The organism is Nitratireductor arenosus, assembly GCF_009742725.1.
Taxonomy (GTDB): domain Bacteria; phylum Pseudomonadota; class Alphaproteobacteria; order Rhizobiales; family Rhizobiaceae; genus Mangrovimarina; species Mangrovimarina arenosa.
Window position 1 is genome coordinate 41,522 of sequence record NZ_WPHG01000002.1, and the last position, 14,434, is coordinate 55,955.

16 protein-coding genes are annotated in these 14,434 nt (G+C 65.4%); 10 read left to right on the top strand and 6 right to left on the bottom strand.

The window, feature by feature from the left end; genetic code table 11:
• Positions 1 to 90: 90 nt before the first annotated feature.
• Positions 91 to 1,407 (bottom strand): alpha/beta hydrolase family protein, encoded by a 1,317-nt coding sequence (locus tag GN330_RS07135; protein ID WP_156712023.1) that lies wholly within the window; start codon positions 1,405 to 1,407, stop codon positions 91 to 93.
• A gap of 308 nt (positions 1,408 to 1,715) precedes the next feature.
• Here GN330_RS07135 and GN330_RS07140 point away from each other — a divergent pair, with 308 nt between their 5' ends.
• Positions 1,716 to 2,720: a hypothetical protein gene (locus tag GN330_RS07140; RefSeq protein ID WP_156712024.1), complete on the top strand. Its 1,005-nt coding sequence runs from the start codon at positions 1,716 to 1,718 to the stop codon at positions 2,718 to 2,720.
• 48 nt (positions 2,721 to 2,768) lie between these two features.
• Here GN330_RS07140 and GN330_RS07145 read toward each other — a convergent pair whose 3' ends face one another.
• Complete coding sequence (locus GN330_RS07145; protein WP_156712025.1) at positions 2,769 to 3,494, bottom strand: alpha/beta hydrolase; 726 nt, start codon at positions 3,492 to 3,494, stop codon at positions 2,769 to 2,771.
• A gap of 116 nt (positions 3,495 to 3,610) precedes the next feature.
• Here GN330_RS07145 and GN330_RS07150 point away from each other — a divergent pair, with 116 nt between their 5' ends.
• Positions 3,611 to 4,618, top strand: a complete 1,008-nt coding sequence (locus tag GN330_RS07150; protein WP_156712026.1) for a helix-turn-helix domain-containing protein — start codon at positions 3,611 to 3,613, stop codon at positions 4,616 to 4,618.
• 171 nt (positions 4,619 to 4,789) lie between these two features.
• Here the strand turns inward: GN330_RS07150 and GN330_RS07155 are convergent, their stop codons facing one another.
• Positions 4,790 to 5,992: a pyridoxal phosphate-dependent aminotransferase gene (locus GN330_RS07155; protein ID WP_156712027.1), complete on the bottom strand. Its 1,203-nt coding sequence runs from the start codon at positions 5,990 to 5,992 to the stop codon at positions 4,790 to 4,792.
• A gap of 78 nt (positions 5,993 to 6,070) precedes the next feature.
• Between GN330_RS07155 and GN330_RS23960 the strand changes: the two genes are divergently transcribed.
• The 4 genes from GN330_RS23960 (at position 6,071) to GN330_RS07170 (ending at position 8,814) form a co-directional block, all read left to right on the top strand.
• A complete protein-coding gene (locus tag GN330_RS23960) occupies positions 6,071 to 6,202 on the top strand; it encodes a hypothetical protein (RefSeq protein ID WP_281349384.1) in 132 nt (43 codons plus the stop codon).
• 37 nt (positions 6,203 to 6,239) lie between these two features.
• On the top strand, positions 6,240 to 7,166 hold the full coding sequence (locus tag GN330_RS07160; protein ID WP_343040391.1) for an EAL domain-containing protein: 927 nt from the start codon (positions 6,240 to 6,242) through the stop codon (positions 7,164 to 7,166).
• Positions 7,167 to 7,269: 103 nt separating this feature from the next.
• Positions 7,270 to 8,088: an EAL domain-containing protein gene (locus GN330_RS07165; protein WP_343040392.1), complete on the top strand. Its 819-nt coding sequence runs from the start codon at positions 7,270 to 7,272 to the stop codon at positions 8,086 to 8,088.
• 114 nt (positions 8,089 to 8,202) lie between these two features.
• Positions 8,203 to 8,814, top strand: a complete 612-nt coding sequence (locus GN330_RS07170) for a glutathione S-transferase family protein (RefSeq protein ID WP_156712030.1) — start codon at positions 8,203 to 8,205, stop codon at positions 8,812 to 8,814.
• A 110-nt stretch (positions 8,815 to 8,924) separates the two neighbouring features.
• Here GN330_RS07170 and GN330_RS07175 read toward each other — a convergent pair whose 3' ends face one another.
• From GN330_RS07175 to GN330_RS07185, 3 genes are all read right to left on the bottom strand, one after another.
• A complete protein-coding gene (locus tag GN330_RS07175; RefSeq protein WP_106570547.1) occupies positions 8,925 to 9,137 on the bottom strand; it encodes a cold-shock protein in 213 nt (70 codons plus the stop codon).
• Positions 9,138 to 9,590: 453 nt separating this feature from the next.
• On the bottom strand, positions 9,591 to 10,049 hold the full coding sequence (locus tag GN330_RS07180; protein ID WP_156712031.1) for a GFA family protein: 459 nt from the start codon (positions 10,047 to 10,049) through the stop codon (positions 9,591 to 9,593).
• A gap of 13 nt (positions 10,050 to 10,062) precedes the next feature.
• Complete coding sequence (locus GN330_RS07185) at positions 10,063 to 10,713, bottom strand: TetR/AcrR family transcriptional regulator (RefSeq protein WP_246188582.1); 651 nt, start codon at positions 10,711 to 10,713, stop codon at positions 10,063 to 10,065.
• 88 nt (positions 10,714 to 10,801) lie between these two features.
• On the opposite strand from GN330_RS07185, the gene GN330_RS07190 reads away from it, so the two are divergent.
• The 4 genes from GN330_RS07190 (at position 10,802) to GN330_RS07205 (ending at position 14,391) form a co-directional block, all read left to right on the top strand.
• Positions 10,802 to 12,169 carry a DHA2 family efflux MFS transporter permease subunit gene (locus tag GN330_RS07190; protein ID WP_156712032.1) on the top strand — a complete coding sequence of 456 codons (1,368 nt, stop codon included), beginning with the start codon at positions 10,802 to 10,804 and terminating at the stop codon, positions 12,167 to 12,169.
• 207 nt (positions 12,170 to 12,376) lie between these two features.
• On the top strand, positions 12,377 to 12,613 hold the full coding sequence (locus GN330_RS07195) for a DUF1344 domain-containing protein (protein WP_197435084.1): 237 nt from the start codon (positions 12,377 to 12,379) through the stop codon (positions 12,611 to 12,613).
• A 175-nt stretch (positions 12,614 to 12,788) separates the two neighbouring features.
• Positions 12,789 to 13,688 (top strand): alpha/beta hydrolase family protein, encoded by a 900-nt coding sequence (locus tag GN330_RS07200; RefSeq protein ID WP_156712034.1) that lies wholly within the window; start codon positions 12,789 to 12,791, stop codon positions 13,686 to 13,688.
• Between the two features lie 130 nt (positions 13,689 to 13,818).
• Positions 13,819 to 14,391 carry a methylated-DNA--[protein]-cysteine S-methyltransferase gene (locus tag GN330_RS07205; protein ID WP_156712035.1) on the top strand — a complete coding sequence of 191 codons (573 nt, stop codon included), beginning with the start codon at positions 13,819 to 13,821 and terminating at the stop codon, positions 14,389 to 14,391.
• The last annotated feature ends 43 nt before the right edge of the window (positions 14,392 to 14,434 follow it).

Sequence of the window (14,434 nt, forward strand, 5' to 3'; positions counted from 1 at the left end):
CGATGAGGCAAGAGACGTACATGCGCGCGGTCACCCGGCTTTCGCGGGGCGAAACCGACACGGCGAACCGGCCGCCGGGATCGGGAAGACTCATTTGCCGGCCGGGGCCGCCTTGATAAGGGATAGCCCCTTGGCGGTGCGGTTGGCGAAGCCTTTCCAGTATGAATGCTCGGGCTTGAAGCTGCCGTCTTCGTTGACGGCCCATACTCCGTCGCCGGCGTTTTCGACCAGGTCGAGATAACCGGCCAAGTCGTCCCGGCCTTTCAGGTGCAGGCCGAAATAAGCGGTGGCGAAGTGCTGGGCGACATTGTTCATGCGCACGGTGTCCCAGACCGGGTCGGCATAATGCTCGAACGGCACGAAATCGAGCGTGTCGACGGGGGACCAGGATTCGGCCGGGGCCGGCATCGGGGCGGCCGCGTTGTGGTTGGCATTGTCGAAGGTCAGCAAAAGGCGCTCGGCATTGACGGCCTGCTCGTAGATCGCCTTGACGCCGTTTTCGTAACCGGAGACGTCGTCGACGCTGCCGGCGACGAAAAAGATCGGCGTCTTGATCCCGGCGAGCCCTTCCGCGTCCCAGAAGCCGCGCTCCATGCCCCAGGGCGCAAACGCCAACACCGCCTTGATGCGCGGGTCGGGCAGGGATCGATGCGTCTCGGAGCCGGCCAGGTGGACCGACAATGTGCCGTCGGGCGCACCCCAGGAAAGTTCGGTCGCCGCCTGGGTCACGCCGCCGCCGGCGGTAATGACGGCGCCGTAGCCGCCCATCGAATAACCGATGAGACCGGTCGTTTCGGCGTCGACAAGGCCGCTCAGGAAACTGCTCGTGTCGGCCGACAACCGGGCGATCTCGTCGAGCACGAAAAGCTGGTCGAACGGCCTGTTGACCAGGGTCGAACCGAATTTCGACTGGTCGTGATAAGTGGAATCTGTGTGGTCGACCGATGCGACGACATAACCCTTGGTGGCGAGGTTTTCCGCCAAATGGCTAAGCAGGAATCGATTTCCCGGATAACCATGCGAGATCAGGACCAGCGGCCAGCCATCCTGCGACGCTGCTTTCGGCGTTGCGTCGCGCACAGCGCGGCCTTCGAGGGTGACGGTCTTTCGGCCGTCGCGCAAATAGACGTTTTGATAGGTTCCGCCGACCGCGCTGCCTGTGGCCGGATACCAGATCTCGACCGTCAGCGGGCGATCGTAGCGCGGATGCGGTTTGCCGGGCTCGAGATTGACGATGTCGATCTGGTCGGCGTGCACGAGTTCCAGCGTGCGCACGCCGATCGCGTGCGGGCCGAAGGCGGCGAGTTCCGGCGCGTCGGGCCGGATGCGGTCGATACGATTTTCCTGGGCCAGGGCGGTTCCGGAAAACACGGCAAGTACCGTTGCGGCAAGACAAAAATTTCTCATGTGGTGGTCCCCTTGACGATCTGTGCGTTGCTGCGCGGCATCGTGGACGCCGCGGCCGACATCAGATGGCGGCGAAGGGACCAAAGACTGCGCTCGAACCGGTCCGCACGCAAGCCGCGCGGGGTTTTCCGGTATCGGGCTGGGATATCGCCAAGCGGTCTCGTGTTGCTGCCGCTTTCGGACGGCCTTGTCGTGAAAGACATATCGAAAAGCGTGGGCTGTTTGTTGATTTTTGGTTGTCTTGGTCAAGGTTTGTCATTTTACTTAAGTGAATTTGTCAATTCACCTCGGTGAGGAGAGGAAAAACCATGTACCGCTTGTTTTTTATTCTTGCCTTTGCGCTGATGTCGTCTCCGGCTTTGGCGGACATGTACCAGGATCAGTACAAGGCCGTCATGGCACGCTATTTCATCGCCAACCATTATGCCGTTCCGATCTTCACCAACGGCAACATTCGCAAAGGCGACATCATCCAATATCCGGACGAAGGGCGGGTCGTGCCGCGGCAAGAATGCCTCGATCTTGGCGCGTCGGCTTTCCGCGACGTCGATGCGCTGGATATCACGCTCGCCAACCAGGTGTCGTTCGGTGTCGGCGCCGGCATCTCCGTTCACGGGCTGGCGCAGATCGAAGCTGAACTCGAGCTGGCGATCTCGGGCATCGCCAGGATTGCGATCGACCCGGCCTCGCGCGAACACACCGAGCACGAGCCGTCGACGGAGCGCGTTTCAAACGACGAAAAATGCGACCTCGTGCGGTTGGTCATCGACGGGCGCGAGACGGCCTATCTCATGGTCAGCGACATCATCAGGGGGCAGGTCACGGCGAGGACGCAGATGGCGGCTGCCGGCGGCGCGTCCCTGGAGGCCGGGCTGACCCAAAAACGGCTGCAGGCGCTTTTGGGCGATACGCCGCGGATCGGCGTTTCAGTTAGCGGCGGGGTGGCCACGATCGAAAGCCGCCGGTCGCCGAGCGTCAGGACGGTCGCCGTCAAGTCCCGCTTCGTCAGCACCTACCATTTGGCGCGGCTCTACCATCTCTATCAGGCGGCTGGCCCCTCCGACCTTGAACTCAAGGTGGAAGAGATGCTGACCGGGGTCGAGCCCGGCGTGTTCGAGAGGCTCGCCGCCGATCTGAATGATTTTTTGCAGAAACACGAGCTGATCGAACGGGACAAGGCGCTGTTCTACAACAAGATGCGTTATCTTGAGACCCGGGACGTGCTCGACGAAAAGACCTTGTCGAATATTCCGCAGGAGCACTGGCGCGCGTTGGGCGTCATTGCCGCCGCGCACGAATTGTCGGTCTGGTGAGGGGACGCGGCCTTGTCGGCCGCATCCCGCCAAAATACCCGCATCAGGTCAGTCGCGGCCGGCTTCGATGATCTTTTCGGCCAGCAGCGTCGGATTGGTGAAACAGACCTCGTGTCCGCCGGATGCCTGGACCAGCCGGAACAGGCCGAGCTTTTCCGACAGGCGCGGATGCCAGCCGAGCGACTGGGGCAGGGCGGTGTCTTCGGTGAAGTTGATGTAGGATTTGGCGACTTCCATCTCGGCCGGGTTGGCCGACAGCCTGATCGCGTCGGTAAAGGTCGCGTAGGGATGCGGGTTGAGCTTCTCGTAGGTCGCCTGGGCCGCCGCGCCGTCGGCGTCGTTCATGAACGCCTCGCGCCAGATCGGCGGCGGCAGCATGACGGCATTGTCAGGGCTCGCGGCGCTGACGGCGTCGAACAGCGCCACATAGTGGGGCGGCACCATGTCGTTGAGGCATTCGCCGTCGTTGGGCACGAAGGCGTTCCAGTAGACCAGGCGGCGGATGCGGCCCGGCAACCGGTCGGCGGTGCCGGTGATGATCATGCCGCCATAGGAGTGGCCGACAAGGATGACGTCGGTCAGTTCGCGTTCTTCGATGAAGGCGACGATCGAACCGATCGCCGCCTCAAGTCCGGTGCGCCGGTCGTCGCCCGGCCGGTTGCCGGCGATGGTCGGCGTGTGGACGTCATGGCCGTGGTCGCGGATCGGCCGGGCGACATCCTCCATCAGCTCGCCGGTATGCCAGGCGCCGTGAACGAGCACGTAAGTTGCCATTTTTTCCTCCCTGCGCTTTGATTTGTCGGGCGTTCGATATTGGCGCAAACGGGCGCGGCGGACTTGGCCGGGCGCGCACCGATGATGGACCGGAGCGAACCGCAAGGGGGCAGGCGATGACGACCACGCCGGGGGGAAAGCATACGGTTGCCGGGCCGGCGCTGCACTGGGGCAGTGTGTGGGACACGCGCGATGTCGATGGAACCGAGGCGTTCGATTATTACCGCGACGGCATCTGCCAGTCCTTCATGGAGCTTCTGCCCGAGTTGGAGGCCGTCCGGCGGCGGCACTTCAAGGCCCGTGTGGAATCGCATCCGCTGGGCGAGGGGGCGGTCAACCGGGTCGATGCGACCGCGCATCTGGTTTTGCGGACCGGGCGCGAGATCGCGCGCTCGCCGCGCGAATGCTATTATCTCAATCTGCAGCGGGGCGGGGAGTGCCGCATCGATCAGGCCGGGACGGAGATCGCCCTGCGCGCCGGCGATGTCGGCATTTTCGATTCCGGCCGGCCGTTTTCGCTCGAGCATCGCCGGCTGTCGTCGCTGGCGGTGTCGTCGTTCTGGGTGCCGAAGGAGGCGCTCGCGGCCCGACTCGGCGGCCGCCTGCCGGAGCGGCCCCGTCTGTTGTCGTTCGAACCCGCGCTCGGACGGCTGATCGCGGAGACGGCGCGCTCGATCGACGAGACCGCCGGCCATCTGCCCGAAGCGGCATCGGCACGGCTTTTTTCCATGCTGCTCGACCTGACGGCGATGGTCTTGGGCGGGGAGGGCGTCGGCGTGTCGCGCACGTCGCGGGCGGATGCGCAATTGCTCGCGCTGCGCTGCTTTGTCGAGCGCAATTTCGCCGATCCGCGTCTCGATGCGGCGCGATGTGCCCGGGCGATGGGCATTTCGCCGCGCTATGTGCAAAAGCTTTTTGCCCGGGCCGGCACCACGCTCGGGGCTTTCGTGATGGAGGTGCGGCTTGGTGAGGCGGCTTGCGCGCTGCGCGCGCCGGCAAAGGCCGGGCTTCCGGTCACCTCGATCGCCTATGCCTGCGGCTTTTCCGACCTGTCGCATTTTTCCAGGTCGTTTCGCGCGCGCTACGGCGCGCCGCCGGGCGCCTGGCGGCGACTGGCGCACTAAAGCGTTTCCAGGCGAAGTGGAAGCCGGTTCACCGATCAAAAACGCGTTAAAACAATAAGTTAGAGCCGGTCCGCGATTCCGTGAAAAGCAGAACGGCCCTGACCGCCGGAAAGCAAAAACCCGGCCGCGGGGGCCGGGTCGGTCTTGTTGTCGGGGACGCCGCCGAAGGGGTCAGGTAAGCGAGCCGGTAAAGCGCTGAATGCGGGTGCAGGCCTCTTCCAGCAGCTCCTCCGAGGTCGCGTAGGAAATGCGGAAATTCGGGCCGAGCCCGAAGGCGGAGCCCTGCACCACCGCCACGCCCTCGGCCTCCAGAAGCGCGGTGACGAAATCCTGGTCGGTCTCGATCACCGTGCCGGACGGGGCCTTCTTGCCGATCAGCGCCGCGCAGGACGGATAGACGTAGAAGGCGCCCTCCGGCACCGGACAGGAGATGCCGCGGGCCTGGTTGAGCATCGAGACGACGAGATCGCGGCGGCTCTGGAAGATCGCCTTGTTGCGGGCGACGAAATCCTGCGGTCCGTTGAGCGCCTCGACGGCGGCCCATTGCGCGATCGAGCAGGCGCCCGAGGTCTGCTGGCCCTGGATCATGTCCATTGCCTTGATGAGTTCGACCGGTCCGGCCGCGTAGCCGATGCGCCAGCCGGTCATGGCATAGGCCTTCGACACGCCGTTCATGGTCAGCGTGCGCCCGTACAGCGCCGGTTCGACCTCGGCGATGGTGCGGAAGGCGAAATCGCCATAGGTCAGGTGCTCGTACATGTCGTCGGTGAGCGTCCACACATGCTCGTGCTTCATCAGCACGTCGGCGAGCGCCTTCAGCTCGGCCTCGGTATAGGCCGCGCCCGACGGATTGGAGGGCGAGTTCATCACCAGCCACTTGGTCTTGGGCGTGATCGCCTTTTCCAGTGCGGTCGGCGTCAGCTTGAAGCCGTCCTCGATGCTGGTTTCGGCAAACACCGCCGTGCCGCCGCAGATCGCCACCATTTCGGGATAGCTGACCCAGTAGGGCGCGGGGATGACGACCTCGTCGCCCGGGTTGAGCGTGGCCATGAAGGCGTTGAACAGGATCTGCTTGCCGCCGGTGCCGACGATGGTCTGCTCGGGCCTGTAGTCGAGATTGTTCTCGCGCTTGAATTTCGCCGCGATTGCCTCGCGCAGCGGCACGATGCCGGACACGGGCGTGTATTTGGTCTCGCCGCGCCGGATCGCCTCGATCGCGGCGTTCTTGACGTTGTCGGGCGTGTCGAAATCCGGCTCGCCGGCTCCCAGGCCGATCACGTCGCGGCCTTTCGCTTTGAGCTCGCGCGCTTTCTGGCTTACCGCGATGGTCGCGGAGGGCTTCACGCGGGAAAGGGCGTCGGCGAGAAAGGCCATTGTGATCGTCTCCTTTGGGCCAGGGGCGCTGCGTGGGCAGCGGCTTGTAATGTCCGAATGCGGGCACGAGCGCAAGACATGGCGGCGATCGTGGCCGATGCAAAAAAGATCGGCGTCGTTAACCTCGATCGAAGGCTGTTCGCCGATAATGGCAAGGATCCGGCTGGTCTCGCGCAGTCGCGGCCGGCGGGTTCGCGGTGCGGCGGGTGACCGCCGCCGGTCGGGTTCAACGCGGAGAACCGCTTTCGTGTCGCGCAGCACAGGCCTTGCCCACATCATTCGCCAGGACGACGGCACCTCGACCGGCGTCTGGGGCGTCTACACGATCAAGAGCGCCTTCCAGCCGGTGTTCGCCTTCGGTGAGGGAAAACTCGCCATCACCGCGTTCGAGGGACTGGTGCGACCGTTTCGCGACGGGGCCGGGCTGTCGCCCTATGCGTTCTTTCGCAGCATTCCGCCGGTCGACCGGTTCCATGTCGAGACCTTGATGCGCACGCTGCATCTGCTCAACGCGGCCGCGTGCCTCGATCCAAAAATGTCGATCTTCGTCAATTTCGACCCGTCCCTGTTCACCGATGCCGAGATCGTCGATGTCGCCATCCGCGACATGCGCCTGGTGCTGCACGAAGCGGGCATGCATCCCGGCCGGATCGTGTGTGAGGTGACCGAACAGAAATCGGCCTCCACCGGTGCGCTGCGCCGGTTTGTCGACGCCTTGCGGGCCAGCGGTTTCAAGATCGCCGTCGACGATTACGGCGCGGACGATTCCGATATCCAGCGCATTGACGAACTGAAGCCCGATATCGTCAAATTCGACGCACAGTGGATCACGCGTCTGATGGATTCGGGAGCTGGATTCGGACTGTTGAAGGTCATGGTGTCGCGTTTCGCCGAACGCGGCATCAAGACCGTGTTCGAGGGCATCGAGGAAACGTGGCAGTTGGAACTGGCGGAGGAGACGGGCGCGTCGATGGTGCAGGGTTTCGCTCTGGCCCGGCCGGAACTGGCGCCGACGAGTTTTTCGATCTTCTCCCGCGGGGAAGAGCCGACCGGGCAGGGCGGATCGTGGTCCGGGCCCGGTACGGTGCGGATGGCCAGCGACGACCGGCCGGAAGGCAAGCACCACCAGTCGCCGCCGCGCCGGACATTTGGCCGGCGCCAATCCGGCGGTTAATGTCTGCCATGCGTTCCGCCACACCCAGCGCTGTCGTACCGGAACGGCCGCGCGCGCCGCGCCTTTTCCACCGTCGTCCGGCCGCCCGGATGGAGGGGTAAGGGTGAGCGACGCCTTCGCCTTCAATATCGACGAGGTCGGTATCGCCTATGGCCGCTTTCAGGAATTGCGGCTGAAAAGCTGCTACCAGCCGCTGTTCCGGGTCGAGGGCGACGTGTTGATGCCGTTCGCGGTCGAGGCGCTGGTGATTGCCTTCACCGGCGGGCGGGCGGTGCCGGCGGCGAAGCTGTTCGAGCGCGCCGCGGCCGAAGAGCGGGCCGCGCTCGAGCGTTTGTGCCGGGTGCTGCACATGCGCAATTATCACAATATCGGCGTCGCCGGGCTGGAGCTGTTCTTCAATGTCGATCCGGCGATGCCCGACGAGGAGGTCGAGCATCTGGATTGGCTGTTCGCGGAAAACGAGATCCCGCCCGGCATGGTCGTTTGCGAGATCACCGAGGCCTTCGGCGCGGGAAAGGACCGGGTGACGGCGCTGGCGCGCACTGTCCGCGGCTCGGGCATGCGGGTGGCGGTCGACGATTTCGGAGCAGGTCATTCGACGCCGGCCAGGCTGCGGTTGATCAGGCCGGACATCGTCAAGCTCGACGCCGGCTGGTTCCAGAAGATCGTCGCCGACAAGGCAGCGCGCGATTTTTTGCCCCGGCTATTCGAACGTTTTCACGAACTCGATTGCACGGTGCTGGTGGAAGGGATCGAGACGCCGGAGCAGCTGGTCGCCGCGATTTCGGCCGGCGCCGACCATCTGCAGGGTTTTCTGCTTGCCCGTCCGGCTCTGGCCGGCACCATATTCAACGATGCCCCATTGTCGGTCGCGGCCCTGTCGTCCGAGGCCCCGTCCGGGGCGCAGGCAACGTCGCGGTGACGCTTCAGGATTGTCGATCGGTCCACCAAAACTACTGATTGGCCAAGCGCTCACGCACGCCGGATAGTAGGCGCCAAGCATCTTGATTGTTCGGATCGAAAGGATGGCGGCGCGATGATCACGATCTACGGCATGGGCGACAGCGGCAATTGCTACAAGCCGCGGCTTTTGTTGGCCAAGCTCGGCATTCCCTTCCGGCATGTCGAGGTGAATTCGCTCGATGGTTCGACGCAGACGCCGGAATTTCTCGCCAGAAATCCGAACGGCAAGGTGCCGCTGTTGGAGACCGGGGACGGGCGCCATCTGGCTGAGTCCAACGCCATGTTGCTTTATCTTGCCGAAGATACGCGCTTCCTGCCGCCTGATCCGTTCGATCGGGCGCTTGCCTATCAGTGGCTGTTCTTCGAGCAATACAGCCATGAGCCCGCCGTGGCGGTGCGCCGGGCGCTATTCGTGTACTCCGAACGCGCGCATCAGCGTACGCCGGCCCGGCTCGCCGAAACGCTGGAGGCGGGCAATAAGGCGCTTGGAGTGATGGAAGACCGGTTGCGCGCGGCGCATTTTTTTGCCGGCGGTGCGCTGTCGGTCGCCGACATAGCGCTCTATGCCTATACCCACCAGGCTGAGCGCGGGGGGTTCGACCTTGGCCTGTTTCCCGCGGTTTCGGCATGGCTGAAGCGCGTGGAGGCCGATCCCGGTCACGTGCCGATCGACTGGCTGCCGTGAGGCGGGCGTAGCTGTTATGTCTTGTCGCCAGGCACAAAAAAGGCGGGGTCGGCACCCCGCCTTTTCCTTGACGATCGTTTGTCGTGGCGCGAGGCGCGACGGCAAATGGTTCAGTCGGCGGCCGTCAGATTGCCAGCCGAGGAACGGCCGGTGCGGCGGTCCTGCTGAATCTCGTAATTGACCTTCTGGCCTTCCACGAGATTGCCCATGCCCGAACGTTCGACAGCCGAGATGTGGACGAATACGTCCGAGCCGCCTTCGTCAGGCTGGATGAAACCGAAGCCTTTGGTCGAATTGAACCACTTCACTGTTCCGGTTGCCATGATGAGTTCCTTCAGATTTGCAACGTCATGTGGCCACGACCCGTCGTGGCCGGTGGTATCGAGATTTTGGAGATTGACGTCAGCAAATGCGAGGAAGATCGCAACCTGCCGTATCGATCGGCCGAAATATCAATGGTGACCATATAAAGGTGTGTTGGCCCGCTGGCAAGAAGGGCGGTGCGTTCGGCGCCGACGCGCCAAGGCGCGACCGGCGGAGCTCCGGAGGCCGGCAAGGCGCGGAAAACCGGCATTTCGGCGTCTTGGCGGTGCCGGGCCAAGGACAGTTCGATGCCGTTTCACCAAACAGGACCGACTGGATGACATCGTGCGTTCAACCGGAATTGTCATGCTCTTGCAGGCCGTTGTCCATGCATCGGACCGTATTGAAACTCGGTTTCCAAGTCCCGGTCCGGTGCCTGATGCAACGCTCCCGGCCCTGAATTTCGTTTGATGCTACGTCCCGGTCCAGACGGCGAAGTCGCGCATCAGCCCGTCATAGGCCTCAAGCGGCGGAAAGGCATCGTAACTGTGCACTGCGCCGGTTTCGGCGAAGGCCAGCTTTTCGCTGGTCCAGCTTTCGATGAAGGGCGCGAAGCCGGTCGGATCGTCGAGCATGGTCGGACGCAGATTGACGAACCAGTCCATCCCTTCCGGGCGTGTGAACATCCAGGTCATGCAGCGCGGACAGAAAAAATGTCGTGTCGCGCCGTGCAGGCCGCCGATCACCGCCTCGCCACGGATGATGTGAAACCCTTTGGCCGGGATCGCCGCCGACAGCGAAAAGGCCGACGCGCTCATGCGCTGGCAACCGGCGCAGTGGCAGGCCATGGTGATCAGAGGCGGCGCGTTCACCTCGATCCGCACCTGGCCGCAGCGGCAACCACCCGCGCGTGGCAGAGCCCAGTCCGTCATGTCGACCTCCTTGTTACGCCGGCCTTTGGTTTCCGGCACGTGGTGGATTTTCGCCAGGCTTCTTTGTCACACACAACCGGTCAAGCTGGCGTTCCAGATGGGCCAGGGCCGCGGCAGGTTTCTGCTGCCCGACCAGCATCGCGGTGCCGAGGCCGTGGATCAGTCCCAACAGCGCGCCGGCTTCCGCGTCGACGTCGATATCGGCGCGGAACATGCCGGCCTCCTTGCCGTCCGCGAGGATCGCCGCGATCCGCGTCTGTAGCCGGTTGGGCCCCGCGACGAGGCCGGGTCCGGCCAGATCCGGCTCGGTCATCGCCAAAACCGCGTAAGACATCCACATATGATGGAAGGCCCGGCTTTGCGGATCGGTCGGCAGCGCCTCGCGGAACAGCGCGGCGAGTGCGGCGCGTGTGTCGGGCGCATCGGGGGCCGGGGCCAGCCGCCCGGTCCAGCGATCGTTGCTCTCCCGCTCGAGGCGATCCAGTCCGGCTTGCATCAGCCCGGCCTTGGTCTCGAAGTAATATTGCACCAGGCGCAGCGATATGCCCGCTTCGGCAGCCACCGCGCGCAGTGAGACGGCGTGCAGGCCCTGGCGCGCGGCCACGGCGAAGAGGGCGTCGAGGATCATCGCGCGGCGTTTGTCGTGGTCGACGGTTTTCGGCATCGGTCTGGCCTGTGGCGTCCGGGTTGCTTTTTGTGATACATATGTATCATAAAAATCCGATCCTGTCCCGCTCGACGAAAACGCGACCATGCCCACCACCCCGCCTCCCGTACCCACCCGCCTTTGGGCGCTGGCCGCGACAACCGGCGCCGGCGGCTTCATGGCTATGCTTGATTCGACCGTCGCCAATCTGGCGCTGGAAAGCATCCGCGCCGGTTTCGATGCCCCGCTCGCCAGCGTGCAATGGGTCGCGACCGCCTATCTGATCGCGCTCGCCGTCTCGCTGCCGCTCACCGGCTGGTTCGGTCGCCGCATCGGGCAGGGGCGGCTATGGACGGCAAGCATGGTCGTCTTCGTCGCCGCCTCGCTCTTATGCGCGGCGGCGCAGGATATGGCGGTGCTTGTCGCCGGACGCTGCCTGCAGGGGCTCGCGGCCGGGTTGATGGTGCCGGCCGGGCAAGCGGTGCTGGCCGCCAAGGCCGATGCCCGCCAGCTCGGACGGTTGATGGGCACGGTCGGCTTCGCCGTCGCGCTCGGTCCGGCGCTGGGGCCCGCGCTGGGCGGCTTGCTGATAGAACTCGCCTCATGGCGCTGGCTCTTCTGGATCAATCTCCCGGTCGGGCTGTTCGCGCTTTTCGCCGCGCGGGGGCTGATCGCCGGTGGCAAGCGGGTGCCGTCGGAACGGCTCGACGTGAAAGGGCTGGCGCTTGTCAGCCCCGGTCTTCCGCTCGCGCTTTTCGGAGCGGCCGCGATCGCCGGCACCGGTGGCGGCGTCCTGCCGGGTGTCGCGACGGTTGCCGGTGTGCTTCTGCTTGGCGGATTTTGGCACCATGGACGCCGTGCCGCCGCGCCGCTGATCGATATGCGTCTGCTTGATCGTCCGGGCTTCGGCGCCGCGATCGCGACGGCCGGTCTGACGGGGGCGGCCCTTTATGGCGGGCTGTTGCTGTTGCCGCTCTATTTGCAGCGTGCGCTTGGCCAGCCGCCGGCTCTCGCCGGTCTGATGCTGCTGCTCCTGGGCCTTGGCGCGGCCGTTGCTCTGCCGGTCGCCGGTGCGCTCGTCGACCGGGCCGGCGCGGCCCGGATCAGCCTGGCCGGAAGCGGCCTCGTCGTGGTCGCCACGGCGGTGGTGCCGGGTTTTTTGTCCGTCCTGCCGCTCGCTGGGCTGCTTTTCCTGCGCGGTGCCGGGCTTGCGCTTGCCCAGATGCCCGCCATGACGGCGGCCTACACCCTGGTCGACAAGGCCGAAACGGGCGATGCGGCGACGCTTGTCAACATCGCCCAGCGTCTCGGCGGAGCGTTGGGGGCGATCATCGTCGTCCTCGTTCTGGAAAGCACCGCCGGGGCGGGCGGCTATCGAGCGGCCTTCGCCGTGCTTGTGGCCTTTTCGGTGGGCTCGCTGGCGACGGCCCGGTTTTTGCCGGGCGGGCACCGGGTGAAGCGGCCCCCGGCCTAGGGTTGCGATCATTGCTGCGCGACAGCGCCGAATTGCGGCGGAATTCGGTATGGAAGATTACGGAAAAAATATATTTTTCAACCAATTGCGCGAATGAAGGGGCGGGAATACATGCCTGCCGTCCGCTACGGCGCGGATGAGACGGGCCTGCCCGGAACGCGCCGAAGCGGCGTCTATGACCCCTCATTATGGAATGGAGAAATTCCGATGAAGATGCTTCTCGCCGCCGTGCTCGCCTCGGCTTCCTTCGTGACTGTCGCGCTCGCCGGTGAAATGCAGGGCGTGGTGTCGGCCGTCGATGCCGAGGCCATGGTCATCGTGATGGAGGACGGCGCCGAGCTCGCCGTTGCCGACGGCGTCAGCCTCGACGGCATCGAGCCGGGCGCCAGCGTCGTCGTCACCACCGACGACAGCGACACCGTGATCTCGATCGTGGCCAACTGATCGCTGGCACGACCGTGACAGGCCTGCCGCGGGCGGATCGCCGGCGGCAGGCATCGGCGGAAGCCGCAGCGGCTTTTGGGCTTCGGCGGTGCTCCTCAAACGGGGAACGCGTTGCACCTCGCCCGCGACGTGTTATGGCTAAGGGGTTGCGCATCAGCCCCGGGAGGACATCGCCATGACACTTCGTTTGCCCCTTGCAGCCCTCGCATCGCTCGCCACCATCACCCTGGCGGCCGCGCCGGGCGTGGCCCTGGCCGCCGAAAAGACCGTCAGCTTCGAGGTTGGCGGCGAAAAGGTGGTCGGCACGATGAACCTGCCCGACGGCGTCGACAACCCGCCGGTGATCCTGCTTCTGCACGGGTTTACCGGCAGCCGCGACGAGCTCGAGATTCCGGCCGTCAAGGAAGGCATTTTTGCGCGCGCGGCGCGCATGTGGGCCGAAAACGGCATTGCCAGCCTCAGGATCGACTTCCGCAATTCCGGCGACAGCGACGGCGATTTCGCCGACACCACGGTTGCGCGTCAGGTCGAGGACGGGCTGGCCGCGCTCGACTTTCTCGCCGCCTCCGGCGAGGTCGACGACGAGCGCATGGCGCTGGTCGGCTGGAGCATGGGCGGCACCGTCGGCGCGACGGTCGCCGGCCGCACCGAACACGATCTCGACGCCGTGGCGCTGTGGGCGCCGGGCAGCAATCTCGCCGCGGCGATGACCTTCGTGCTCGGCCCCGACACCATGAAGGCCGGTTTCGCCAGCAGCGGCGAAGCGGTGAAGGTGACCTTGCCCTGGGGCGCGGAGATTGCGCTCAAGCCGGGTTTTTTCGAAACGCTTTACCTGGTCGATCCGGTGGCCGAGATCGCCGAGTATGACGAGCCGCTGTTCGTGGCGGTCGGCACCAAGGACGACGTGGTGTTCCCGCAGCCGGCCTCGGGCCAGGTGCTGCTCGACTATCACGACGGCGAGGAGGAGCTGTTCGTGCGGCCGATGGACCACGTCTTCAACGCCTTTGCCGGCACCGAGATGGTCGACGAGCTGATCGGCGCGACCGGCGCCTTCATCAGCAAACATCTCGACTGAGGCGCGAGCCTGCCGGTTGTGGCGGGACCTGTCAGCTGGCTGGCGCGGCGCTTTTGAGCGCCCGGCCGCGCCATGATAGTCTTGGCGGTGCGAAGTCCGGTTGAACCGGACGCCGACAGGAGGAGCTTTGATGGCGGGCGAGGCGGGCTGGACCGTTTTTGAAACCGGGCTCGGCCTGTTCGGCATCGCCTGGACCGGGCAGGGCCTGTGCCGCGTATGCCTGCCCGACAGCGACCGGGCAGGATTGAGCCGGCGGGTGGCCCGCGCCGCGCCGCCCGGCAGCGGGCCGGTGCCGATTGAAACGGTGCGGCCCGGCTGGGTGCGCGGGCTGATCGCCGATATTCGCCGCTACGCCGCCGGTGAAGCCTGCGATTTTTCCGCGGTGCCGCTCGACCTTGCCGGCGTGCCGCCGTTTCACCGGGCGATCTATCGCGAGACGCTGAAGCTCGAATTCGGTGCGGTCGCCACCTATGGCGAGCTGGCGGCACGCGCCGGCAGTCCGGGTGCGGCGCGCGAGGTCGGCCAGGCCATGGCCAGGAACCCGGTACCGCTGGTGGTTCCCTGTCACCGGGTGCTGGCGGCCGGCCGCAGGCTCGGCGGGTTTTCCGCGCCGGGCGGCGGCGACGCCAAATTGCGCATGCTGGCGCTCGAGGGCGTAAGGCTGGGGCCGCCGCAGCCCGATCAGGCGAGCTTCGCCTTCTGAGCGGCGGCAGATGGCCGGGCGGGCAGCGACAGCCCGGTCTCGC